The organism is Parabacteroides sp. AF39-10AC, from assembly GCF_003635405.1.
In the GTDB taxonomy this organism is placed as follows: domain Bacteria; phylum Bacteroidota; class Bacteroidia; order Bacteroidales; family Tannerellaceae; genus Parabacteroides; species Parabacteroides distasonis.
Genome location: NZ_QTLP01000010.1, coordinates 40,883 through 65,415 on the forward strand (window position 1 = coordinate 40,883; position 24,533 = coordinate 65,415).

The following is a 24,533-nucleotide window of genomic DNA, read 5'->3' on the forward strand; positions in this document are numbered from 1 at the left end:
TATTTACAGCTTATCTCAAATTTGGCCGTTTGTGTAAAGCCGTAAAGATGTTAACTTTAAATATCATGCAAATATATGAAGAATAAAAGACAATTTATGAAAGGAAGAAACAGTTTATGTGCGATATTCTTTCTTCTATTCTTTTCTTTACGTTTGTTAGCCGGTGAGGTTGCAGGCAAGAAAATATCCGTTTCATTCTCGAATATACCGTTGAAGGAGGCGATCTTAAAAATAGAGGTTGCCAGTGGTTACACGTTCTTCTATGACGGTAATAAAATCGACTTGGGTCAGAAAGTAAGTTTGAGCGTATCCGACCAACCGATTGAGTCAGCCTTGCATTCTATGCTGAAGACCACGAAACTTACGTTTGAGATCACCAATAAGCAGATCGCCTTATTCAGTAAGCAGAATGCTGGTTCCCCGATAGGGAAAGCGCCTCATAAAATTACAGGTACGGTGGTGGATGCCTTAGGTAGTCCGATAATCGGGGCAAATGTGATGGTGAAGGGTACGAATAATGGTACAATTACCGATTTGGGTGGAAACTTCTTGATTGAGGCCTCGGAAAATGATGTCTTGCAGGTATCTTATATCGGTTATATGCCGCAGGATATCCCGGTTCAAGGAAATAAGGAAATAATAATCACTGTTCGTGAGGATACACAGGCTTTGGATGAGGTCGTAGTTGTTGGTTATGGAACTCAGAAGAAAGTAAATTTGACAGGTTCTGTTTCTTCAGTCAAATTTGATGAGGAATTGGCGAATCGTCCGATCACTGATGCTTCTCAAGCACTTTCCGGAAAGGTTTCCGGCGTGTGGATCAGCCAGAATTCGGGTAAGCCGGGAGATGATGGAGCGCAATTGAGAATTCGTGGCTGGGGTACATTGAATAATTCGGACCCGTTGGTGATTATTGACGGAGTAGAAGGGGTATTCAGCCAAGTAAACCCGAGTGACATCGAAAGTATCACAGTCTTGAAGGATGCGGCTAGTGCGGCTATTTACGGATCAAAGGCCGCTAACGGTGTCGTTTTGGTTACGACGAAGATGGGAAAGAACAATGAGAAAACCCAAGTAGAGTTGAACTCTTACGTCGGAATGCAGCAGATCGGACGTCATTTTGATTTAGTGACGAATAGCGCCGAGCATATGACTATGGCGAATCAAGCTTTGGTGAATGGGGGAGAGAACCCTCTTTTCTCGGAAACATTGATCTCTAATTTCGCTAATGGAACAGATCCTTATAAATACCCGAATACGGATTGGTATGACTCTCTTTATCGGAATGCTTTAATAACAGGGCATAATTTATCCATTCGCGGTGGATCGGAGAAACTATCTTCCTTCTTGTCTTTGAACTATTTGAGTCAGGAAGGTATTTTGATGAACTCTAAGGCGGAGCGGTTCGGTATCCGGGCAAATGTGGAGTATAAAGTGAATTCATGGTTGAGAGTTGGCGCTCGTTTGAATTATACTCGTAGGAATTCCCAAGAGCCTTTTGATTTGTTCCGTGTATTCGAACAGCAACAAGGCGCGGCTCCTTTCATCGCTCCATATACCCGGGATGGCCGTTTCGGTTCAGTAGAGGCGATTAAGGATGATGGCACTTTATTGTATACGACTTATCAGCCGGTTATAGACGCTTCGAACGGGGCGACTAAAACATCCAAGGATTATATGGCTGTAAATGCTTTCGCTACCGTGGATTTTACGAAAGACTTGAACTTACAAGTAACATGGGCCTCTAATGGCAATTGGAAAATGGTTGATAAATATAATGAGACCCTTTATGGATATACGGATTCTGGCATAGAGACGATACCGAAAAATTACAATCGTGATGGTATTGTGTTGAGTAGAGAGCAAGTATCGACCATGCGTAATAATTTCCAAGCGACATTAAACTATAGCAAGCGATTTGCGGATAAGCATTATGTTGCCGCTATCCTTGGTACCCAATTGGAGAATTACAGTATAAAGAACGTATTTGCCCGAAGAACCAACCCACCCAAAGAAGGATTAACCCAAGTGGACGCGGGAACGGAAGGTATCAAGGGAGAGGGAAATTTTGAAGGTCTACGCATGGCATCTTATTTTGGTCGATTGAATTATGCCTTTGCGGATAAATATTTATTTGAGATGAATCTCCGTGCCGATGCCTCCTCTCGTTTTAAACGGGGAAATCGCTGGGGTGTTTTTCCGGGTTTCTCTGCAGGATGGCGTTTGAGTGAAGAGGCGTTTATTAAGAACCTGAATCTGTTTTCTAATTTGAAACTACGTGCGTCATGGGGACAATTAGGTAATCAAACCATTGAAGGATATTGGCCTTATTTAACAGTGATCTCCCAAAATTATGACTTGAGTTATAATTATGGAGGTTCATTGGCTCCGGGTGCTGCCGTAACCGCTTTGGTGGATGAGGATATTACTTGGGAAACTACTTCTTCCTTGGATATTGGCGTGGATTTGGGCTTCTTAGGTAATAAGTTGAATATTGAAGCTGATTACTTCAATAAAAAGACAACCGATATTATCGTTCAATTGCCAATACCAAATGTATTAGGGGATAAGACCGCACCGTTTGAGAATGTGGGCGAAATGAAAAATAATGGTTTTGAGTTAGTCGTGAATTATGATAATCTTGAGACGAGCAGAGATCGCCTTGGATTTAACGTAGGACTAAACTTTACGTATATCGATAATAAAGTAACGAAATTTCAAGGAGGAAACTCTCCGGACCAGCTTTATTTGATTCGTGAGGGATATCCGTATAAGGCTTTGTATGGCTATAAAGCGGTTGGCATCTATCAATCGGACGAAGAAGCCGCTCAACATATGCATAGCAATGGGCTTAAGCCGGAAATGGGAAATCTGAAATACGAGGATGTTAATAACGATGGAAAATTAGACTATCAAGATAAACAAGTACTTGGTAATACGATTCCTAAAATTACGTATGGACTTACTGCCGGCTTACGCTATAAAGGGTTTGACTTAAATATCTTATTCCAAGGTTTGGGACAGGCGAATGCGTTTACGAAGAGCGGCATGACCCGTATGCAATACGAATGGCTGACTATTTCTGATAAATGGCGGGATGCGTGGAGCCCAGAGAATCCGGACTCAAATATACCGATGCTTCGGTTTGACTCTTCATGGGACACGTATGACTCCTCATTTTGGGTGCATCGTATCGATTTCTTGAAATTGAAGAACTTACAATTAGGTTATGCGTTCCCTGAATGGATTACCTCAAAGCTAAAAATGCAACGGTTGTACGTATATGCGAATGCCCAGAACCTGTTTACGATTATGTGGAAAAAAGGGTATGAAGGATATGATCCGGAAAGAAATACGTTTGATTCGGGTACCAATTATTACCCGACTCCGAGAATATTTACATTTGGTATAAATCTTAATTTCTAAAAGTATGAAACAGTTATTAGCATATTGCTTATCAATTATACTATGTGTCTCTTTCACGGGATGTATGGAGAATTATTTGGATTTGTATCCTGAGGATAAGATTACTTCGGCGAGTTTCCCGGAAAATGAATCGGATATCAAACTCCTTTTAAATGGTGTCTATGCTCAATTGAGGGAAAAAGAGGTTTATAATCAAGGCTTGTTTGGCTTTGGCATAACGGATGGAGCTACCCCTAACGCATTTAACTGGGGAACGGATGAGGTTTTTAATAAGCTGGGTGCCGGGCGATTGAGCTCTAGTGACGGAGGAGTCGTAACGTATCGTTGGAAAAGATGTTACGAGATAATCTCCCGGGCAAACTATTTGTTGGCCTGTATGGATTTAGTGGATTTATCGGAAGAAGCGAAAGCCAAATATTCAGGTGAGACTCATTTTCTACGGGGACTGGCTTATTCCGTGCTAGCGGAAACCTATGGTGGGGTACCTATTATATTGACGAACATTTCCACGGAAGAAGCTCGTAGCTTGAAGCGGGCGAGTTTGGAGGAGACTTGGCAACAGGCGTTGGATGATTATGAGGTTGCGATCACCAATTTGGGAGTGGATGCTCCCGAGCCGGGGCGTGCTACCAAGGGGGCGGCTTTAGGTATGAAAATGCGAGCCTACTTATACCAAGGTAAATACAAGGAGGTTCTGGCTTGTGTCGAGCAAATTGATGCGTTGAAGAAATATGGTCTATTCCATAGTTATGAGGGCTTGTTTGATCCGGCTAATGAGAACAATAAGGAAGTATTGTTTGATATCCAATATATTGAAGGCGAGAATTCGCAAGGTTCCTATATTGACCAGTATTGCGGAACGGGTACCGGAAGTTGGACCCGTGGAAGCCGTTATGTCCCTACGGATGATTTGGTAGCGGCTTATGAGACGATCGACGGCTCTCCTGTAGATCCCGAGAATCCTTATGAGAACCGGGATCCTCGTTTAGGTTTCACGGCTGTACTTCCGGGTTCTTATTTCTTGGGCTATCGTTTCCCTAATTACCTGTATCCGGGAGGTGCGTTTAATCATGCCGGTAATCGGTTGAAACATTTAAGTACCCGTAAATATCGGATTCAGGATGAGTCAAAGCTTCCTCCTTCCGGGCAGTCTTATATCAATGATATCATACTGAGATATGCGGATGTCTTATTGTCAAAAGCGGAGGCGATTATTGAGACGAATGGAAATGTAGCGGATGCGATCGCTATCCTCAACCGGATCCGTACGGAAAGGGATGACGTTAAGATCTCTTTGCTGCCGACATCTATGAGCCGTGAGGAGGCTCGTAAGAAAGTGAGACATGAGAGACGGATTGAGTTAGCATTAGAAGGACGTTATTGGTCAGATGTAAAACGTTGGAAAATCGGTAAGGAACTTTACCCTATGATTATTAAGGATCATGAGGGTAGCGTGATCGAGACGAAGTTCCCAAATGGCTATTTGGAATATTACGATTTATTACCGATTCCTGATAGCGAGCGTTCTTTGAATCCGAATTTGGATCAGAATCCGGGTTGGTAATGTGCAACTAAAAGAAAAATGAAATGAAACTTATATCTAACATAATATCGGTATTAGCCTTTTCAGGAGCGGCCGTGGCTACTCAAGCGGCGGAAAGGCCAAATGTGATCATCGTATTTATCGATGATTTCGGATATGGGGATTTAGGTTGTTACGGGAGTACGAAGCATCGTACTCCCCATATCGACCAGATGGCTAAAGAGGGAATACGACTGACCGATTTTTATGTGGGTTCGAGCGTGAGCACACCTTCCAGATCGGCTTTATTGACAGGGTGTTATCCAAGGCGAGTCTCCATGCATGTAAATGCGGACCCTACACCTTTGATGTCCAAAGGGAGGCAAGTGCTATTTCCTGCTTCGCATAAAGGCTTGAATCCCGGTGAGATAACGATCGCCGAGTTGATGAAGGAGCAGGGATATGCGACGGCTTGTATCGGGAAATGGCATCTAGGGGATCAATTGCCATTTCTTCCTACCCGGCAGGGTTTCGACTACTATTATGGTATTCCTTATAGTAACGATATGGATCGTCCGTATTGTCCGTTACCCTTGATGGAACAGGAGGAGGTAATAGTGGCTCCTGTCGGTCATGATTCCTTGACGATTCGTTATACCAATAAGACTGTGGAGTTTATAAAGTCTCATAAGGAATCTCCGTTCTTTATTTACTTGTGCCATAATATGACTCATAATCCGTTAGCGGCTTCTCCCGCTTTCAAGGGAAAGTCTCAGAATGGACTCTATGGAGATGCGATCGAGGAATTGGATTGGTCGATGGGAGTCTTGCTTGAGACTTTAAAGGAGGAAGGATTGGATCAAAATACCTTGATTATCTTTACTTCCGATAATGGTGCGGATGAACACTTCGGTGGTACGAACCGTCCGTTGAGAGGCCAAAAGGGTACGACGTATGAAGGTGGGTTCAGGGTGCCTTGTATAATGAGATGGCCCGCTAAAATACCGGCGGGACAGGAAACTGATAATCTGGTGACTTCGATGGATTTCTTACCGACATTGGCGCATTATTGCGGTTATGCGGTTCCTTCCGACCGGGTGATAGATGGGCATAATGTGTCTGGAATCTTGGAGGGAGAATCGATGGCATCGCCCACGGAGACTTTCTATTATTACCAGAAACAACAATTACAGGCGGTACGTTGGGGAAACTGGAAGTATCATTTACCTTTGAAGGAACGTATCAAAGGCCCTCACTTCCCGGATACGGAAGTCGGTGAAGCTCGTTTATATAATTTGGCGAATGATTTGTCGGAAACAACCAATGTCATCGATAAACATCCCGAAGTAGTGACGAAGATGAATCAATGGATCGAACAGGTTCGTAGTGATATGGGAGATTGGGGATATGAAGGCCGGAACCAGCATCCTGCCGGTATTATAGATGAACCTTTTCCCCGTTTACTTAAATAAAAAGATACGCATATGAAAACACTGAAATCATTGTCTGTTTTAACAGCGGCGGTATTATCGAACAGCTTGAGTTTGAACGCTGCCTCGGATGCGGCCAATAAGCCTAATTTTGTAATCATATTCTGTGACGATATGGGATATGGGGATTTGAGTTGCTATGGGAATCCCACGATCCGCACACCGAATATAGACCGTATGGCTTGTGAAGGAATGAAGCTGACCCAGTTTTATGTGGGGGCTGGGGTCTCTACGCCAAGTCGGGCCGCGTTAATGACCGGACGTTTGCCGGTTCGAAATGGATTGTATGGAGATCGTGTGGTCGTACTTTTCCCTAACTCAAAGGCAGGGTTAGGGCAAGACGAGGTTACGATCGCCAAAGTTTTACAACAAAACGGGTATGCGACCGGCTGTGTAGGCAAATGGCATTTAGGAGCGTTTTCTCCCTATTTACCGACGGATCATGGTTTTGATACCTATTTCGGCATACCTTATTCCAATGATATGAGCCCCGTTCAGAATAAAGGCGCGCATGCACGGAATTTTCCTCCGACTCCATTGATAGTGGATGGTAAGCAAATCGAATCGGAACCGGATCAGGGAGAATTAACCCGTCGCTATACGGAGAAAGCGGTATCGTTCATCGAGGATCATTCAAAGGAACCTTTCTTCCTTTATTTCGCTCATACCTTCCCGCATATCCCATTGTACACGAATGCCCGTTTCGAGGGAACGAGCAAACGAGGCCTGTACGGAGATGTGGTTGAGGAAATAGACTGGAGCGTTGGGGAGGTGTTGAAGACTCTGCGTGAAAATGGCTTGGACGAGAATACGTTTGTTATTTTTACCAGCGATAACGGCCCTTGGCTGACGGAGCATGAGAATGGTGGTTCCGCAGGTCCGTTGAAGGATGGCAAGGGTACTTGGTGGGAAGGTGGCTTCCGGGTTCCGGCCATTTGTTGGATGCCGGGAAAAATCAATCCGGCGATCAACGATGAGATTATGACCTCGATGGATTTATATCCGACTTTCCTCTCGATGGCGGGTATCGAGCAACCGAAAGATCTTGTATTGGATGGCGTGAATCAAACCGGATTATTGTTTGAGGAAAAGCATTCCGCCCGTGATGAAGTTTATTATTGGTGGGGAAGCGAGTTGATGGCGATCCGTAAAGGGGAGTGGAAGTATTATTTTAAGACGATCAAGGACCAATATCTGCGTACCTGTAAGATCGAGACTCCGGCAGAACCCTTGTTGTATAACGTGGAGACAGATATCTCAGAGCGATTCAATCAGGCGGATAAGCATCCGGAGATCGTGAAATTACTGATCGAGGCCGGTGAGAAACATAAGAAAGGAATGAAGATCAAGCCTTCCGTATGTGATATGATGTAATGGGACATTTAAAAACACTAGATTAGATGAATAAATATATACTAACAGCGGCTTGCGGATTGGCTTTTTCCGCAGCTTCCGCACAAACAAAGGCTTTGCCGGATAGCCCGAATATCCTGCTGATTTTGGTGGATGATTTGGGATATGGCGATTTGTCCTGTCAAGGAGCCGCCAAGGACATTCAAACTCCACATATCGATAAATTATTAAATGAAGGAGTTCGTTTCACGAATTTCCATGCGAACTGTCCGGTCTCCTCTCCTAGTAGAGCCTCGTTATTAACCGGGCGTTATCCGGATATGGTAGGTGTACCGGGAGTCATTCGTACGCATAAAGAGGATAGTTGGGGGTATCTGTCGGAGGATGCCGTATTATTACCCCAGATGTTGAAGAAAAGAGGCTATCATAATGCGATGGTTGGAAAATGGAATCTAGGATTGGAGTCTCCGAATACCCCTACGGAAAGGGGGTTCGATTTCTACCGGGGATTTTTAGGGGATATGATGGATGATTATTATACCCATCGTCGTTTCGGGAATAATTATATGCGTGAGAACTTGAAAGAGATCGATCCACAAGGGCATGCTACAGAGATTTTCTCTGATTGGGCGATCCGTTACCTGTCGGATATGAAGCAAAAACAAGAACCTTTCTTCTTGTATTTAGCTTATAATGCCCCACATACCCCGATACAACCTCCTCAGGAATGGCTGGAAAAGGTAAAAAAGCGTGAACCGTCACTTCCGGAGAAGCGTGCTAAGATTGTCGCCTTGATTGAGCATTTGGATTACAACGTCGGACGTGTGTATGAGGCCTTGGAACAGAATGGCCAGTTAGAGAATACGATCATTATATTTACCTCTGATAATGGAGGACAGGACGATGCGGGTGCGAATAACGGCCCGTTCAGAGGCGCGAAGCAGGATATGTACGAGGGAGGGATCCGGGTAGCCGGAGGTATTTATTGGAAGAACCAGATCCGTCCGGCGGTACGTGATAATTTCGTCATGCTTTCGGATATGTTCCCGACCTTATGCGATCTGACAGCCGTGCCTGTATCGCATGAGATCGACGGTATCAGTATTTTGCCTCTTTTGCGGGGTGAGGAACAAGATACCGGAGATCGAATGGTGCATTGGGTACGAAGGGAAGGTAATTCCCGATATGGAGGTCAGGCATATTACGCATCTCAATACCGGGATTTCAAGATTTTACAAAATACTCCTTGGGAGCCTATCCAATTCTTTAATATAAAGGAAGATCCGAAGGAACAAAGTCCGATCGGGGAACGATCTTCGGATACGTATAAAAACTTGTTCAATGGCTTGATGGAGCATATCCGTCAGACGGGTATGATACCGTGGCAAGGCAAACGGTATAAGTGATTTTCCCATGTGATTTTTTAGAAGCACGTACATCGTTATTCATGGTGGTGTACGTGCTTTTTTGTATTTTTTTATTGCTCTTAACTGAAATTGAATGTTTTTTGTGTATGTTTGCGGGAAATCTTCGGGAGTTTATTTATATGGGAATATCCGATGAGAAGCTATGGGAATCGTGTCTGAAGGGAGATAAGGAAGCCTTCCGTGAGCTTTATTGCCGATTTTACGCATTGCTGCGCAATTATGGAATCAAGTTACTTCCCGACAAGAACTTGGTGGAAGATTGCGTACAGGATATTTTTATCAATTTGATTCAAAACCATACCTCCCTCTCTCCGACGGCGAATGTCAGAGGATATCTGCTTAAGGCTTTAAGACATAAGCTGTATGATACGATCGAGAAAAACAGGAAAATGGAGGATGTCTCCTTATATGAGGACGTGTTTCAAGTGGATGAGTTATTCTCCCGTATCGCATTGGATACGACAGATGCGGACGACCGGGTTAAACTTTTGATGAAAGCCTTGACAAAACTTTCTCCCCATCAGCGAGAGATCATTTATCTTTATTATGTAAATGAATTGGGACATAATGAGATAGCTGGTATTTTAGGCATAAATTACCAATCCAGTAAAAATTTATTGTCTAGAACACTCCGTAAGTTAAGGCGGTGGTTCTCGTTGGAGCTTTAATGTATTCTTGGACTCTCTTTATGTCGCAGTATATCAAAGATATATTGTGCCAAGAATTTTCACCTTGATGGCACAGTCGTGCCATCCAAGTGGCACAGCTGTGCCATCGGTGTGGCATAGTTGTGCCATCAAGGTGGCACAGCCGTGCCCTAGGGATGGCAAAAGAGGTTGTAAGAATGAAAAAAATGGCGGATTCGCTATTTTTCCCGGTAAAAAGTGAGTACCAAAACGAATTCCATCCGTAATAAGAGTAAACAGGTATCTCGTGAATAAGAAACAGGACATGGTTGAGAAGGATTCATTTCGGCAAGCTGGAGAAGATTTGTTGCGTAAAGTTCGTGAAGAGGAGCGAGCGGATTTGCGACTGGCACTTTCTTCTTGGCAGAAGTTGGAGGAACGTTTGAATGCTCCCCGTAAGACCTCTGTTTTACGTATACGCTATCTTGTTTCTTCCGTAGCGGCCACCGTCATGTTGCTTCTTGCCGTGGGATGTTATTTTTGGATGATGGGACATGATAAATCTTCATTGCCTTTGGCCTTGTTGGAGGAAAAGAATGTTGGCGCCTTGCCGGGGGATGAGATTGTCTTGGTGAAGGATCAAGGTTGGGTTCAACTGAAAGATGAAGCTACGGTAATTTATGATACGGTAGGCAAATCAAATGTAGAGGAACACCAAATAGAAAAGAATGAGCAAGAAACTAAAATTGATGAGCCGGATCAAATAATAGTACCGAAAGGACGGCGTGCGAATATCGTATTTTCAGATGGTACTAAAATGTATATCAATGCAGAGACCCGGGTGATTTTTCCTACGGTTTTTGCTAAAGATAAGCGGGAGATATTAGTGGATGGAGAGGTCTATTTGGAAGTTGCTGCGGACCCTTCTCGCCCTTTTATTGTTAAAACGAGTACGATCGAGGTAAAAGTGCTTGGCACTCGATTCAATGTGTGTGCTTATCGGGATGAACCTGCGGCTTCCGTTGTATTAGTGGAAGGACAGGTCGAGGTGAAAAATGGCGATAATGGTAAGAATGTGCTGAGCCCTGATGATATGCTTGAGTTAAAGGGTAAAGAGATATCGATCAAAAAGGTAGATGTCTTTGAACATATTTGTTGGAAAGATAACTTGATGCTGTTAAATGATCGTAAGGTTGGAGAGGTCTTAAATCGGTTGTCTCGTTATTATGGCCGGACTATTTTATTTGGCAAAGAGATAGGTGAAATACCTATTTCAGGAAAATTGGACCTGAGAGAGAACTTGGAGGAAGTTGTTGAGATTATTTGTCAATCTCTTTTTCTACGCCAAGAGAGAGATGGGGAGAATAATGTAATTTTATTAAAATAATTTGCCTATGGGAAAGGAATGATCTGTAAGCGTGTTTGCATTTACAAGAGAGCCAGAAGATACTGCCATATCTTCCGGCTCAAGAGCTTTGTTTAATCAATAATTACGTACTAAAGAAAAAACATTACAAAGGTATGAAGAAAAAAGAAGATTTCTGCCGAGAATCAAATCATTTTCTCAAAAGTCTTGGTTTAGCCTTATGTCTGGTAAGTTTTGGAGGATCTGCGATATATGCGTCTTCCCTATATGCGCAGCGGACTATGCTAAGCATTCAAATGAATGATCGTACGGTAGAAGATGTATTTGAATACATTGAGAAAAACAGTGAGTTTATTTTTGTGTATCATGGTTCTAACATTGATTTGCATAGGAAAGTTAATCTGGATGTTCGGGATCAGTCTGTAGAGATAATATTAGATAAATTATTCAGCGGAACGGATATTGAGTATATTATTAATAATCGTCAAATAATCGTACGTCGAGATACGAAAAAAGAGGATTTACCGATTGCTAATCAACAGACGAAAAAGGTAAAAATAACAGGTGTCGTGAAAGATGCTCACGGGGATCCCGTGATTGGTGCGAATGTAGTAGAAAAAGGAACGACTAACGGCACTATTAGTGATCTGGACGGAAACTTTTCCTTGGATGTTTCCGCTGGGAATGTGCTAATGGTATCTTATGTCGGTTTTCAAGAAAAAGAGGTTCCTGTTGGGGATAAAAAAGTTCTCCAGATAGTGCTTGATGAAGATTCAAAAGCCTTGGAGGAAGTTGTCGTTACCGCTTTGGGTATTACTCGTTCAGAGAAAGCGTTAGGTTATGCTACACAAAAGTTCAAGGGGGATGAATTGGAGAAAGTTAAGGGCGTGAATATCGCGACGAGTTTAAGTGGTAGGATCTCGGGCATGCGAGTGTATAATTCTACGGAATTTGGGGTCGCTCCTAAGATAAAATTACGTGGAGAGGAGCCTTTGGTCGTCGTAGATGGCGTTCCTACAAATCAAGCGTTTAGTGATTTCAACCAGGATGTGATTGAGAATATTACTGTGTTGAAAGGGGCTACGGCCTCTGCGTTGTATGGTTCCCGAGGTGGTAATGGAGCGATCATGATTACCACCAAGAAAGGGGGTGATAAGGGCTTTTCTATAGAGGTAAATACCAGTAATATGTTTAATGCCGGACAGTTAAAAATACCGGAGGTGCAGACGGCTTATAGCGCCGGGTCTGGAGGTAAATTTGATAATATAGATTATGTCTGGGGCGATAAGTTGGATATTGGTCGTGTTTATACGCAATGGGATCCTATTAAGAAAGAGTATCGGGAAATGGAGTTGACTTCGAGGGGTAAGAATAATTTTAAGAATTTCTTGGAGTTTAGTATGATCAGTAATACTACGGTCAGTGTATCATCTTCTGGTAAGAATGGAAGCATCCGCACTTCTTTGTCTTATTTGTATGATAAGAATCAATATCCGAATTCACGTAAGAATAAATTCTGGTATAATATTGGTGGAGAGCTGAAACTAGGTAATAAGGCGAGCGTGGAAGGTAGTATGAACTTTACGCAGGAATCTGCGCCGAATACGGCTGGGTATGGATATGGTACCGGATATATGTACAATATTTTATTATGGACTGGTCCGGAGTATGATCTGCGGGATTACAAGGATTATTGGCTTGTCCCAAATGAAAAGCAAAATTGGCATTATACGGATTGGTATGATAATCCTTATTTTGAGGCTTATGAGAAGATTAAGTCGATAAATAATTTTACGACGAATGGTTCATTGTCTTTTAAGTACGAGATACTCCCTTGGATGAAATTGCAATTGCGTGCGGGAGGAGTCGCTTATGCGAATAATAATGTGACTCGTTCTTCGGTGGGAACGATCTCTAAAGGCCGTGGTGGCTGGGAAGACGGAGCGCTGGGTTATTATAAAGAGGGCAAGAAGACTGGTTTTACCATGAATTATGATTTCTTCTTGCTGTTTAATAAGAAGCTGAGTGATTTTAGTGTTGACGGTTTATTGGGAGGTTCTCTTTATTATACGAAAACAAAGAATCTGGAAGCTTCCACGAAGAATGGCTTGTCTGTTCCCGGTTTTTATTCGATAAAAGCTTCCGTAGAAAGTCCGATCGTGGATGCGGAGACTAAGACGAAAAAAGTGAATAGTCTGTTCGGCACGTTGACATTGGGGTATAAGGATACTTATTATCTGGAGGCTACTGGGCGTAATGACTGGTCTTCTACTTTGCCTTCAAATGATAAATCATATTTTTATCCTTCCGTGGGAATGAGTATTATTCCTTCTAATATAATAAGCTTGCCGGATTGGATACCCTTCTGGAAATTGAGAGGATCGTGGACTGTCTCTAAAACCGATTTAGCTATTTATGATTTAGATCGGGCCTATACGATTAAACAGAATGTTTGGGATGGCTTGAATACGGCTAGTTATCCGGATTATTTGCGTGGCGACGTGAAGCCTATCACGAATCGTACATGGGAAATAGGTACGGGTATTCACTTCTTGCAAGGACATCGCTTGAAATTAGATGTGAGTTATTTCAATAAGTTGACTTATAATAATACGATCAGCCAAAGGATATCTTCCGCTACGGGATATAAATCGAGATTGATGAATATTGACGAAGAATATGTTCGTCGTGGAGTGGAGATTTCTATTGACGCTACTCCGGTGCAAGTCCGTGATTTCTCATGGGATGTGTCGTTGAATCTTTCGACGAGCAAGAGGTATTACGCTAAATTGGATGAGAGCTTCAGCCCGGATAATTTGTGGACATACGTGGGCGCTCGTACGGATTCTTATTCATATAAAGGCTATGACAAAGATCCGGATGGTAATTATATTATTAATACGAATGGCTTGATGTCTAGGAGCCAATATAGCTCTTTGATTGGTTATACGGATCCGGATTTAGAGTATGGTCTAGCGAATGTATTCAAGTATAAGAACTTTACGCTGACACTCAATTTTGATGGCCGTATTGGTGGAAAATCATGGTCGAATACGGAATTCCACATGTTGGAAACCGGCGCTCATCCGGATACGGACAATCAATGGAGATATGATGAGGTGGTGAATGGCAAGAAAAACTATGTGGGTGAAGGTGTCAAGATTGTATCAGGCGAGGTCAAATATGATCAATATGGCAGGATTACATCAGATACGCGGGTATTCGCTCCGAATGATACCGAGACTTCTTATGAGGATTTTGTAAGAAGCAGCCATAATAATCCAGATAAATTAGTTCAGAAAAAGACGTTCTTGAAATTGAGGGAAATGTCAATCGGATATAATTTGCCGAAGAAGTTTATTAGTAAGTTAAGTATGAATAGCTGTTATGTAGGCTTTATCGGACAGAACTTATTTGTGTTGACCAAAGATTTTAGATTCTCGGATCCGGATGGCTTTGAGGATATTGAGGGCGAGGATATATCTTCTCCATCTATAAGGTATGTAGGTGTAAACTTAAAAGTTGAATTTTAAAAGCTAAACGTATGAAAATTAAAAATATATTGATATGCGGACTGGTTTTGTTGGGTATGGTTGGATGTGATGATTTCGAAAGCGTAAATACAAATCCCGACTCAACTAACAAAGTAACATCTGCGATGTTGGCAACAGAACTGTTACGTGATATTACCACCTATAAAAATGGGAATGGAAAGGATTTTATCCGGGATGAATTGTTAGCTAAGTATTTGTCGTGGACAGAGGCTAATGATATAGATCTGGCATTCAATTTGTTGGGTGGAGCGAATTATGATGCTTTGAGAGATTTGCGGAATGCCTCGAAGATGATTGATTTTGCGACGAATGATGAGTTGAAAAACTCCTATACGGCATTGTCTCATTTCGTACGGGTTTTCTTTTTCTTCAATTTGACAATGCAAGTGGGGGACATACCTTATTCTGAAGCTTTAAGAGCTGAGGATGAAGAGGTGTATTTCCCGAAATATGACTCTCAAAAAGATGTTTTTCTCGGGTTATTGAATGAATTGGATGAGGCGGACCGTCTCTTTAGTGCTGGCACTAATTTTGAGGGTGATTATATTTATGGAGGGGATGTGACGAAATGGCGTAAGGCTGTGAATGTTATGCAATTGAAGTTGCTTCTTAATTTGTATAAAAAGGTCGATGATCCGGATTTAAAGGTTCGGGAAAGAATCAATGAGATTATCAATAACAGACCTGTTTTTGAGTCGAGTGCGGATAATTTCCAAGTTGTGTACTCTAATAAGGCTGGACAGAAATATCCTTATTTTAAGGAAATTAATAGTTTTGTGAATAATGACAGGATGACTAATCTTTTTGTTGATAAATTGAAAGCCTTGAAAGATTATCGTTTATTTTATTATGCGAAACCGACACCGAGCTCAGAAGAGGCCAAGTTGGATCCCTCGGAATGGGATGCTTATGGTGGAGTTGACCCGACCTTACCGGAGTCTGAGATCTTGACTTTTGTGAGTGGGGGAACTGTTTCTCAAATAAATGATCGCTACGAGGAACTGCCGGAGGGCGAGCCTGTATTTTTCTTGAGTTATCAAGAACAAAATTTTATACTGGCTGAGATGGCTCTGAGAGGTTTTATCTCAAAAAGTCCCAAAGAGTATTATGAGGAAGGCGTTCGTTCTTCAATGCGGTTTGTGGCGGATAATACACCCGATGATGTTATGTTCCATCATAATCGAAAAATAACAGATGCCTATATTCAAGAATATCTCGGAAATCAAGGCGTTAAGTTCGCTAGTGATTTTCAAGAACAGTTGAGTCAGATTATTTGGCAAAAGTACATATTGACGTTTCTTCAAACACCTTACAATGCTTTCTTTGAATATCGTAGGACAGGTGTACCGAATATTCCGATAAATCCGAAATCGAATAGGAATATACCTTCTGATAAAATGCCGTTAAGATGGATGTATCCATCGGAAGAGTTGGATTACAATATGGATAATGTCTCAAAATCAATTAGCGACCAGTATGGAGGGTCGGATGACTATATGGGTGTCATGTGGATTTTGAAATGAGAATGTCATGCATATAATTTTCCGGGTCATTTCAAAGGAAAAAAGTGCTCTTTTTTTGTTATTTCTATAAAGATATTTACCTTTGTCTCTATGTTAAGGATAATAACACATATTGAACGCTTGTTGCTGACGCACGATTGTGTGATCTTGCCGAAGTTTGGTGGTTTCGTGCTGCAAACTTTGCCGGCGACGTATCAGGAAGAGGAACATTTGTTCCGGCCGATGCGTAAAGAGGTTATGTTTAATGTCACGCTACAGCATACAGACGGCTTGCTCTCCGAGTCATATATGCAGACGTATGGCGTTGATTACCGGAAAGCTCAGTTGATGCTGGAAGAGGATATCGAGGCTTTGAATGTTTCTTTGGAACAAGACAAGCGGATAACATTGGGGCGAATCGGGACTTTCTCTATAGGAGAGGAAGGGCAGACCATTTTTACGCCGGGCGATTCTGGGGTATTCAATGCGGATTCGTATGGTTTATCATCGTTTCATTTTCCGGTTTTGCGATCGTTGGAGGAAGAGCGGGAAGAGGTTACTTTACTTGCGGGTAAGAAAAAGAAAGATGTGTTCTATATCCCGGTTAGTCGTAAGTTGATCCGGGTTGTCGCGGCATCAGCTGCTGCTGTCGCATTATTCTTTGTGGTTTCGACTCCGGTGAAAGAAGTAAACCTGTCCGCTTATACAGCTAGTTTTGTTCCTACGGAGATGATAAATTATAGGTTCGAGGAACCTATTTCTCAGCCGGAGGAAATTCAAATATCTCAAGTGGACGAGATGGTAGCGGAGGTAACTCCCAAAATAGAAGCGACTAAGGAGACTGAGATTGCCAAAGCGCCTTCTGCCCCTGAGGTAAGGAAAGAAGTCGCTGTCCCCGCTCCGAAAGCGGAACTCGTGGCGACGAAAAAGATGTATCATATCGTAATAGCGAGTTTCCCGACAGAGGAGCAGGCGAATGAGTATATATCCGGTGTAGACCGCACGCAATGTAAGAATGTAAGCAAGGTGGTTCGTGATGGTAAATATCGTATTTATGCGGATAAGTTTAATAACCGGGCGGATGCCGAGAGCTACATGGCGACACTTCGAAAAATAGAAAAGTATAAAGATGCTTGGCTGTTCATTAGCCGTTAATAAAAAAGCCTGATCGAAAGATCAGGCTTTTTTTATGACTTGTCGTCGTTTTGTGGCCGGGGCAGTCTTTTCTTCTTCAACCGTCCTGCCTTTCGTAAGGCTTGGTCCAGAATGTACTGGATTTGGCCATTGGTGCTGCGAAATTCGTCCGCAGCCCAAGCTTCGATAGCTTCCATCATATCAGCGTCCACCCGAAGGATGAAGCTTTTGACAGTATTATCTTTTTTGGCCATATACTAGTATTAATATTAAATTCTTACATTAATGATGTAGGGTCCCGGTATTTACGACAGGTTGCGCTGCCTCGTCAGCGCAAAGGACTACCAACAGGTTGCTAACCATCGCAGCCTTCCGTTCCTCATCCAATTCCACAACATTGTCTTGATCCAGTTTGTTCAAGGCGAGTCGAACCATGCTGACCGCTCCCTCCACGATCCGTTCTCTTGCGGCGATAATGGCTTCCGCTTGCTGGCGGCGTAACATGACTCCGGCGATCTCGGAAGCATACGCTAAGTAATTGATACGAGCTTCCAATACCTCAATGCCTGCTATCGCCAAACGGCTGTTTAATTCCTCCTCCAGTTTTTGAGCGACCTCCCCGTCATCGGATCGTAAGGTGACGGGATCTTTGCTCTCGTTATAATCATAGGCATACATGCCAGCTATCTTACGGATGGCGGCGTCACTTTGTATCTGCACGAAATTCTCATAATTCTGCATTCGTTGGGATAATTCAGAGGATTCTCCCAGTGATATGAATGATTTATTCGAGGAGATACTAATGGACGAAGAATCGATGTCGAACATCGCTTTATAAGTATCCTTGACTTTCCATACCATCACGGCCCCGATCATAACCGGATTACCGACCTTATCGTTAACCTTGATAGGAGGGACATCTAAGTTACGGGCACGTAACGTGATTTTCTTTTTGCTGTAAAGTGGATTGACCCAGAAAAATCCGTTATCAGTAATTGTCCCTTTATATTTTCCGAAAAAGAGCATTACTCGGGCATTGTTGGGCTCGATTTCCATGAATCCCAATAAACAAACCACTAACAGGCAGAGTCCGACGATGCCGGTGATTACGCTCCAAGTCTCGTTGGTGCCTGCGATTAAATAGCAGCAGAGACCCGATAGAGCTAATAGGAGAAAAAGGGCAATAAACCCCGAGATTCTCAGTCCGTTGAATGTCTTTTCGGTTGCTTTCATGATGATTTGTTTTTGATATTAATTTGATATCACAAAATAAGTGATTTTTATGGAGACTGCCAAATATTTTGAGGGATATTATTAGAGTGATCTGTAAATATTTTCATAGCTTTGTCTCATCTAAAAATTATATACTTGGACTTTCAGTTAGACACGAACAATAAGGAGTTTCAGGATGCCTTGCAACTGATCACCCACACTCGCCAGTCTGTTTTCCTGACAGGGAAAGCAGGGACCGGCAAGTCTACTTTTTTGAAGTATATTTGCAATCATACGAAGAAAAAGTATGTGGTGCTGGCTCCTACCGGAATAGCGGCCATAAATGCGGGCGGCGTTACCTTGCATTCCTTTTTCAAGCTCCCTTTTCGGCCGATGTTGCCGGATGATCCGGATTTAAGTTTGTCTCATGGTCGTATCTTTGAGTTTTTTAAGTATCCGAAGGAGAAACGGAAAATTATCGCGGAGGTCGATTTGGTCATCATTGACGAGATATCGATGGTGAGGGCGGATATTATTGATTGTGTAGATCGTATCTTGAGGGTCTATTCCGGTAATATGCGATTGCCTTTTGGCGGAAAGCAGCTATTGTTCGTGGGAGATGTCTTCCAGTTGGAACCGGTTGTTCCGTCGGATCAAAAAGAGATATTGAGTTTGTTCTATGCGAGCCCTTTCTTTTTCTCGGCTCGTGTGTTCAAGGACATTAATTTAGTGCCGATCGAGTTGCAAAAAGTGTATCGCCAGACCGATTCTGTTTTTATCAATATATTGGATCGGATTCGTAATAATGCCGCTAGAAAACAGGAGTTGGATACGTTGAACGGTCGTTATTTTCCGTCTTTCGAGCCTCAGAATGAGGATATGTATATCACGTTGGCCACTCGCCGGGATCAGGTTGATTTTATCAATGAGAAGAAGTTGGCCGAGCTTCCCGGAGAAGAGTACGTCTCCGTGGGAAAGATCGAGGGGGATTTTCCGGAATCCTCACTACCTACCCAGCTGAATTTATCCATCAAGGAACAGGCGCAGGTTATTTTTATCGATAATGATTATGAGCGTCGTTGGGTGAACGGGACGATCGGTATGGTATCGGGTATCGATGAGAATGGAAATGTTTATGTCTTGATGGAGAGCGGTGTAGAGTATTTGGTCGAACCTACCTCATGGCGAAATTATAAATACAAATATAACGAGAAAGAGAAACGGATCGAGGAAGAGATTGTCGGTACGTTCGAACAATTGCCGATTCGTTTGGCTTGGGCGATCACGGTGCATAAGAGTCAAGGCTTGACTTTTAGCCGGGTGGTAGTTGATTTGACCGGAGGGGTATTCGCCGGGGGACAAACCTATGTGGCGTTGAGTCGTTGTACTTCATTGGAAGGATTGGTGCTAAAAAGCAAGATCTCTTCCCGGGATATCTTTATCCGGAAAGAGATCGTAGAATTCAGCCAAATATTCAATAACCAAGCATTAATAGAGAAAAGTATCAAAGAGAGCGAGGCGGAATTGCAATATGGTCGGGCGGCTCAGGGTTTTCGGCAGGGTAATATGAAAGAGGCGGTCGAGGCTTTTGCCGCCGCCGTATCTAAACGGAATGAATTGGATAATCCGATGGTACAACGGCTGCTTCGTTTGAAATTGCAAGCCTTGAATAGTCAAAAGGCACAGATTAAGGCTCTGAGGGAAGAATTGCATTCGCTTCGTGAGACCCAGAAAGAGTATGCGCATGAATATTACTTGATGGGTAACGAGTGCATAACGAAGGCCCATGACGCGAATGCCGCTATTCGTTGTTTTGATAAAGCCTTGAATTTGAATCCGAATTATGTGGAAGCTTGGGTACGCAAAGGGGTTACTTTATTGGATATAGGTGAGGACTACGACGCTCAGGTTTGTTTAAACAAAGCGGTAAAATTAAGTCCGAAATCTTTTAAGGCCCGCTATAACCGTGGAAAATGCCTATTGAAGCTCAAATATTACGATGAAGCTATTCTGGATTTCCAGCAGGCGGTAAGTATCAAACCTAAACATGCGGCTTCCCACGAATATCTGGCGGAGGGTTTCCGGGCGATCGGAGAGGACGAATTAGCCCAGCGGCATCAAGATATAGCGGATGCCTTGCGAGGAGGAGAGGATATATGATGAAATAGAAAAGGCGGGAAAATTTGTTCCCCGCCTTTTTTATGGAGTTATATCTCTTGATTAATTAAAGATGTAACGGATACCAACCTGCATTTTCCAGCATTCAGTATAGATACGGTTATAAGAATAAGTCTCGGTCGGATATTCACCATTGATCTTATACATGGAGAAAATTGGAGTCTTGTTATCATCCATACCTTCATATTTCAAGATACGGCAACCGTTGGAAGAAGATGCGTTCTTCATTACACCCCATTTCGAGTTGATCATATTACCGATATTCATGAAATCAAGGCTCAATTGGAAATGATGTTCGGTTTTACCTGCCTTGAATGAGAAATCTTCCGTTATACGAAGGTCGAAACGATGTACCCAAGGTGCACGTGCGGCATAAGCCTCAGCGTATTCTCCCTTGTGATTCTTTAAATAAGAATCTTGGTCTACGAAGTTCCAGAAAGCGGTTCTATCTGCTTCATTCTTGAATTTGATTTCACTATCATCTTTCGGGATATACATCATATCATTATTGATACCGTCACCATTCATATCATTTGTATAAGCGAAGCTATATCCGGAAGCGGAATAACCGGAATAGAACAGATTTAAGCTTGTTTTTCTGAGCAGACCTTTATGGCGGAAGGGCAGATTATAATTGACCGCTGCGATTACCTTGTCGGGCACTACATACCGTGAACGTTGTACGGTCGCGAAATTCGGTCCGTCTATCGTTAACATTCCCTGCCATGTAGATACAGGGTCGCTACCCGGAAGACCGGAAATTTCTTTGGATTCCGTGTGCGTATAAGCCAACATCATGTTCAAATCCTCTACGGGTTGAGCGTTAATCGTAACATTGGCGGTATAACCATGTCCTTTGGATGTGTTAGTTAATACAACCGCATTCTTACCGGATACATACGTATAATCAGATGGATAAATCAAACGGTTATCCGCTCCGTTAAAATGTTCCCAATTAGACGGGTCCTTGATGTTGATATTCTCAAGGGTTACGGCATTGATGTTCTTGTTATAGATGAACTCGCCGGTTACGGATAATGGGAAGGAAGTTGGGAGCTGATAATCTACAGCCAAGGAGGTTTTCCATATTTGTGGCATCTTGAAGTTGTCCTTTACGCCAGAGATCTTAGAACCGGCAACCGGATTCTCTATCGTGGTAGGAAGGCCGAATTTCTTGATCGCATCGTCTACATTCGTAATCATGCCGCCAGCCAGTTGATCCAGACGGGAATCATGACTTACCGCAATTCCATTCTCATATTTTGTGCCGAATACTACGGCATTTTGTACCATATTCGAGTTTGTCGGCATATTCGTAAAGAATACCAAGGGTAAACGTCCGGTAAATATACCTGTACCACCACGTACTTTTAAGGAATTATCCTTGAACACATCCCAAACGAAACCTACACGAGGGGATATTTGCATTCTAGACTTAGGCCATTTGCCGGTGTCGATATGTTTGCCTCCGAAATCAAGATCGTAGATTGCGTCGTTTCTTTGAAGATCGCTATTGTCGAAAATTAAATCATCGAAACGTATACCATAAGTTAACTTCACGTTCGGGCGAATGTTCCACTCATCCTGTGCGTAGAATCCGATCTGGTTAAAAGTAACCTGAGCTTTCGGGTCGGAAACACCGTTGTAACCGTATGTCCATGCGAACGTTTCAGGAGCGGCACCGTTCAAGAAATCATCTAAGCTGCTGTAACGATAATATCCCGTGCCGTTGCGCATATAAGCATTGCTAGCAAGTTGGTGCTCGAAACTGATACCAGCTGTGATCTTATGGTCGCCGGCAAAGTAAGTGAAGTTATCGATAACACTTGTGATCTTGTTCTTCACGCCGTTGTTGTAAGTAAATAATTCATATCCGGCACTCATATAAGGCTCCATGATTTGGTTACCTTCCGCATCTTTACCTGCCAAGATATCAATGAAGGGGAAAGGGGAAGAGTTGGTTCCGCGCATATCCTCGATATCCGTATAAGTGAAAAGTAACTGATTGGAAATCTTATCAGAGAAGCGACTGTTCAAATCAGCGGATACGGAAGACACTTTATTGTCTTGGGAATACATGCTGTTGGCAAAAGACATGGATTGGTAACCTACACGGCTTGTATTATACAGACGAGAGCCGGAACCACCATCCATAGAGTTAGCGTTGGGAGCGTTCCATGCGGTATTCTTTGTATAGTTGTACCGTACGCTCAATTTATGGCCATTCGTGATATTCCAGTCGATACGACCTAGCAATTTCAAATTCTTTTCGTCTGCGGGGAAGTTCGTGGCTGATCCTGTATCATAACCATATTTATCTCTTAAGAAATCGGATACCTTTTGCATGTCGGAGAGTGTAGTGCGAGATATGTAGTTATTCTCGTCCGGTTGCTCTCCTTCAGTACGAGCTCTCCATTTGATCACTTGTTGCGGTTGTTTTTCCACTTCTACATTGGCGAAGAAGAATAATTTATTCTTGATGATTGGACCGCCGAACGTAGCTCCGTAAATCGTTTTGGATTCCTTAGCACGTGCGCCCAAGTCTTCTCCATCGATTGAGTTTCCTCGCATATTCTGGTTCTGGAAGTAAGTGTAAGCGGAACCTTTGAATGTGTTTGTTCCGGATTTGGTGATAGCGTTGATACCGCCACCAATGAAGTTTGTCTGGCGGACATCGAACGGGGCGATTACCACTTGTACTTCCTCGATAGCGTCCATAGAGATCGGGTTACCGCCTCCGGGAAGATTATCCGAAAGGCCGAAGTTGTTATTAAAGTTCGCTCCATCTACCGTAAAGTTCGTGGAACGGCCATCGCCACCGGCAAAACTCATGTCGGAGGCATAAGGAGAAAGGCGTGCGATATCGGAGATACTACGGTTAATGGTGGGTAAAGAGGTGATCTGTGACGAGGAGATATTGGTTGTCGCACCCGTCTTTTCCGTATTGAACTTCGTTTTCGCCGCTGTGATTACGATCTCGTCCAAGGTCTCGGAAGATTCTTTCAACTTAACATTCAAGTTGTAGTTCTCTCCCAATTGCAGGGTAATGCCGGAATAAACGGCAGATTGATAACCAACGTAAGAGATCGTAACTTTGTATGGACCTCCTGTACGCATACCTTGTAAGGAAAAGCGTCCGTCAACGTTCGTGATCGTACCATAATTTGTCCCAGAAGGTTCGTGAACCGCCAAAACGGTCGCACCAATAACGGGTTCATCTTGAAACATAACTGTTCCACTCATACTGGCTGTTGTTACCTGCGCTTGTGTCGGGATGACAAACAAGAAACTCAGTACAGCTAAAAGGAATAGCGTCTGTAAATGTCTGCTCATAATTTAAAATAGTTAATGTAATAAAAACTTTCGCAAAGTTATGGGTTATTTTTTAATATCATTGTATGTTTCTTATTTAATACTTGTTTCATATTCATGAAGTTGCTGTGACGGGGCGGAATTGAGTAATGTCCTTATTCGGAGATGGATGGCTTGTATTGGCAAAACAAGAAGGTTCTTTATGAAATTTTTAATTTGATGATTCTTAACTAACATTCCCTGTTGGGCGGTGATTTAAAAGAATTATAGACGCTTTTCCTGCATATTGTTGGATTATGGATGTGATTGGTTGAAAATAATAATCTGGAGATCTGTGTGAGGAATGTTAATGCTATGAATATTATATATAGTTTGTGACAAAAAGAGATATCTAATCCCTATCTTTGCGGCGATATACAAAAATGTTATAA

The 24,533-nt window shown here is 42.8% G+C and carries 14 protein-coding genes; 11 read left to right on the top strand and 3 right to left on the bottom strand.

Annotated elements, in window-relative coordinates; translation table 11 throughout:
• Positions 1 to 75 precede the first annotated feature (75 nt).
• From DW033_RS10810 to DW033_RS10855, 10 genes are all read left to right on the top strand, one after another.
• On the top strand, positions 76 to 3,426 hold the full coding sequence (locus DW033_RS10810; RefSeq protein WP_122369563.1) for a TonB-dependent receptor: 3,351 nt from the start codon (positions 76 to 78) through the stop codon (positions 3,424 to 3,426).
• A 4-nt stretch (positions 3,427 to 3,430) separates the two neighbouring features.
• Positions 3,431 to 4,990 carry a RagB/SusD family nutrient uptake outer membrane protein gene (locus DW033_RS10815; RefSeq protein ID WP_122382740.1) on the top strand — a complete coding sequence of 520 codons (1,560 nt, stop codon included), beginning with the start codon at positions 3,431 to 3,433 and terminating at the stop codon, positions 4,988 to 4,990.
• Between the two features lie 23 nt (positions 4,991 to 5,013).
• Positions 5,014 to 6,420, top strand: a complete 1,407-nt coding sequence (locus DW033_RS10820) for a sulfatase (RefSeq protein ID WP_122382741.1) — start codon at positions 5,014 to 5,016, stop codon at positions 6,418 to 6,420.
• A 12-nt stretch (positions 6,421 to 6,432) separates the two neighbouring features.
• Positions 6,433 to 7,812, top strand: coding sequence for a sulfatase (locus DW033_RS10825; protein ID WP_122382742.1), 1,380 nt, complete (start codon positions 6,433 to 6,435; stop codon positions 7,810 to 7,812).
• A 26-nt stretch (positions 7,813 to 7,838) separates the two neighbouring features.
• Entirely contained in the window at positions 7,839 to 9,197 is a 1,359-nt protein-coding gene (locus tag DW033_RS10830; protein ID WP_005867192.1) for a sulfatase, read from the top strand.
• Positions 9,198 to 9,304: 107 nt separating this feature from the next.
• Positions 9,305 to 9,886 (top strand): RNA polymerase sigma factor, encoded by a 582-nt coding sequence (locus tag DW033_RS10835; RefSeq protein WP_229103455.1) that lies wholly within the window; start codon positions 9,305 to 9,307, stop codon positions 9,884 to 9,886.
• 265 nt (positions 9,887 to 10,151) lie between these two features.
• Complete coding sequence (locus DW033_RS10840; protein WP_172618162.1) at positions 10,152 to 11,231, top strand: FecR family protein; 1,080 nt, start codon at positions 10,152 to 10,154, stop codon at positions 11,229 to 11,231.
• 134 nt (positions 11,232 to 11,365) lie between these two features.
• Positions 11,366 to 14,743: a SusC/RagA family TonB-linked outer membrane protein gene (locus tag DW033_RS10845; RefSeq protein ID WP_122382762.1), complete on the top strand. Its 3,378-nt coding sequence runs from the start codon at positions 11,366 to 11,368 to the stop codon at positions 14,741 to 14,743.
• A gap of 11 nt (positions 14,744 to 14,754) precedes the next feature.
• Positions 14,755 to 16,287 carry a SusD/RagB family nutrient-binding outer membrane lipoprotein gene (locus tag DW033_RS10850; protein WP_005867199.1) on the top strand — a complete coding sequence of 511 codons (1,533 nt, stop codon included), beginning with the start codon at positions 14,755 to 14,757 and terminating at the stop codon, positions 16,285 to 16,287.
• Between the two features lie 90 nt (positions 16,288 to 16,377).
• Positions 16,378 to 17,421 (top strand): SPOR domain-containing protein, encoded by a 1,044-nt coding sequence (locus tag DW033_RS10855; RefSeq protein WP_122382743.1) that lies wholly within the window; start codon positions 16,378 to 16,380, stop codon positions 17,419 to 17,421.
• Between the two features lie 32 nt (positions 17,422 to 17,453).
• Here the strand turns inward: DW033_RS10855 and DW033_RS10860 are convergent, their stop codons facing one another.
• The gene (locus tag DW033_RS10860; protein WP_005854106.1) at positions 17,454 to 17,654 is read right to left on the bottom strand and encodes an Arc family DNA-binding protein; all 201 of its coding nucleotides are present in this window, start codon (positions 17,652 to 17,654) and stop codon (positions 17,454 to 17,456) included.
• Positions 17,655 to 17,682: 28 nt separating this feature from the next.
• Positions 17,683 to 18,633 carry an SPFH domain-containing protein gene (locus DW033_RS10865; RefSeq protein WP_057326318.1) on the bottom strand — a complete coding sequence of 317 codons (951 nt, stop codon included), beginning with the start codon at positions 18,631 to 18,633 and terminating at the stop codon, positions 17,683 to 17,685.
• A 135-nt stretch (positions 18,634 to 18,768) separates the two neighbouring features.
• On the opposite strand from DW033_RS10865, the gene DW033_RS10870 reads away from it, so the two are divergent.
• Positions 18,769 to 20,772, top strand: a complete 2,004-nt coding sequence (locus DW033_RS10870) for a tetratricopeptide repeat protein (protein WP_122382744.1) — start codon at positions 18,769 to 18,771, stop codon at positions 20,770 to 20,772.
• A gap of 60 nt (positions 20,773 to 20,832) precedes the next feature.
• Here DW033_RS10870 and DW033_RS10875 read toward each other — a convergent pair whose 3' ends face one another.
• Positions 20,833 to 24,123 carry a carboxypeptidase regulatory-like domain-containing protein gene (locus DW033_RS10875; protein WP_008779970.1) on the bottom strand — a complete coding sequence of 1,097 codons (3,291 nt, stop codon included), beginning with the start codon at positions 24,121 to 24,123 and terminating at the stop codon, positions 20,833 to 20,835.
• Positions 24,124 to 24,533: the final 410 nt, after the last annotated feature.

Excerpts from the sequence above, each read along its gene's own strand:
- DW033_RS10810 (WP_122369563.1), top strand. The coding sequence starts at position 76 with ATGAAGAATAAAAGACAATTTATGAAAGGAAGAAACAGTTTATGTGCG.
- DW033_RS10815 (WP_122382740.1), top strand. The coding sequence starts at position 3,431 with ATGAAACAGTTATTAGCATATTGCTTATCAATTATACTATGTGTCTCT.
- DW033_RS10820 (WP_122382741.1), top strand. The coding sequence starts at position 5,014 with ATGAAACTTATATCTAACATAATATCGGTATTAGCCTTTTCAGGAGCG.
- DW033_RS10825 (WP_122382742.1), top strand. The coding sequence starts at position 6,433 with ATGAAAACACTGAAATCATTGTCTGTTTTAACAGCGGCGGTATTATCG.
- DW033_RS10830 (WP_005867192.1), top strand. The coding sequence starts at position 7,839 with ATGAATAAATATATACTAACAGCGGCTTGCGGATTGGCTTTTTCCGCA.
- DW033_RS10835 (WP_229103455.1), top strand. The coding sequence starts at position 9,305 with ATGTTTGCGGGAAATCTTCGGGAGTTTATTTATATGGGAATATCCGAT.
- DW033_RS10845 (WP_122382762.1), top strand. The coding sequence starts at position 11,366 with ATGAAGAAAAAAGAAGATTTCTGCCGAGAATCAAATCATTTTCTCAAA.
- DW033_RS10850 (WP_005867199.1), top strand. The coding sequence starts at position 14,755 with ATGAAAATTAAAAATATATTGATATGCGGACTGGTTTTGTTGGGTATG.
- DW033_RS10855 (WP_122382743.1), top strand. The coding sequence starts at position 16,378 with ATGTTAAGGATAATAACACATATTGAACGCTTGTTGCTGACGCACGAT.
- DW033_RS10860 (WP_005854106.1), bottom strand. The coding sequence starts at position 17,654 with ATGGCCAAAAAAGATAATACTGTCAAAAGCTTCATCCTTCGGGTGGAC.
- DW033_RS10865 (WP_057326318.1), bottom strand. The coding sequence starts at position 18,633 with ATGAAAGCAACCGAAAAGACATTCAACGGACTGAGAATCTCGGGGTTT.
- DW033_RS10875 (WP_008779970.1), bottom strand. The coding sequence starts at position 24,123 with ATGAGCAGACATTTACAGACGCTATTCCTTTTAGCTGTACTGAGTTTC.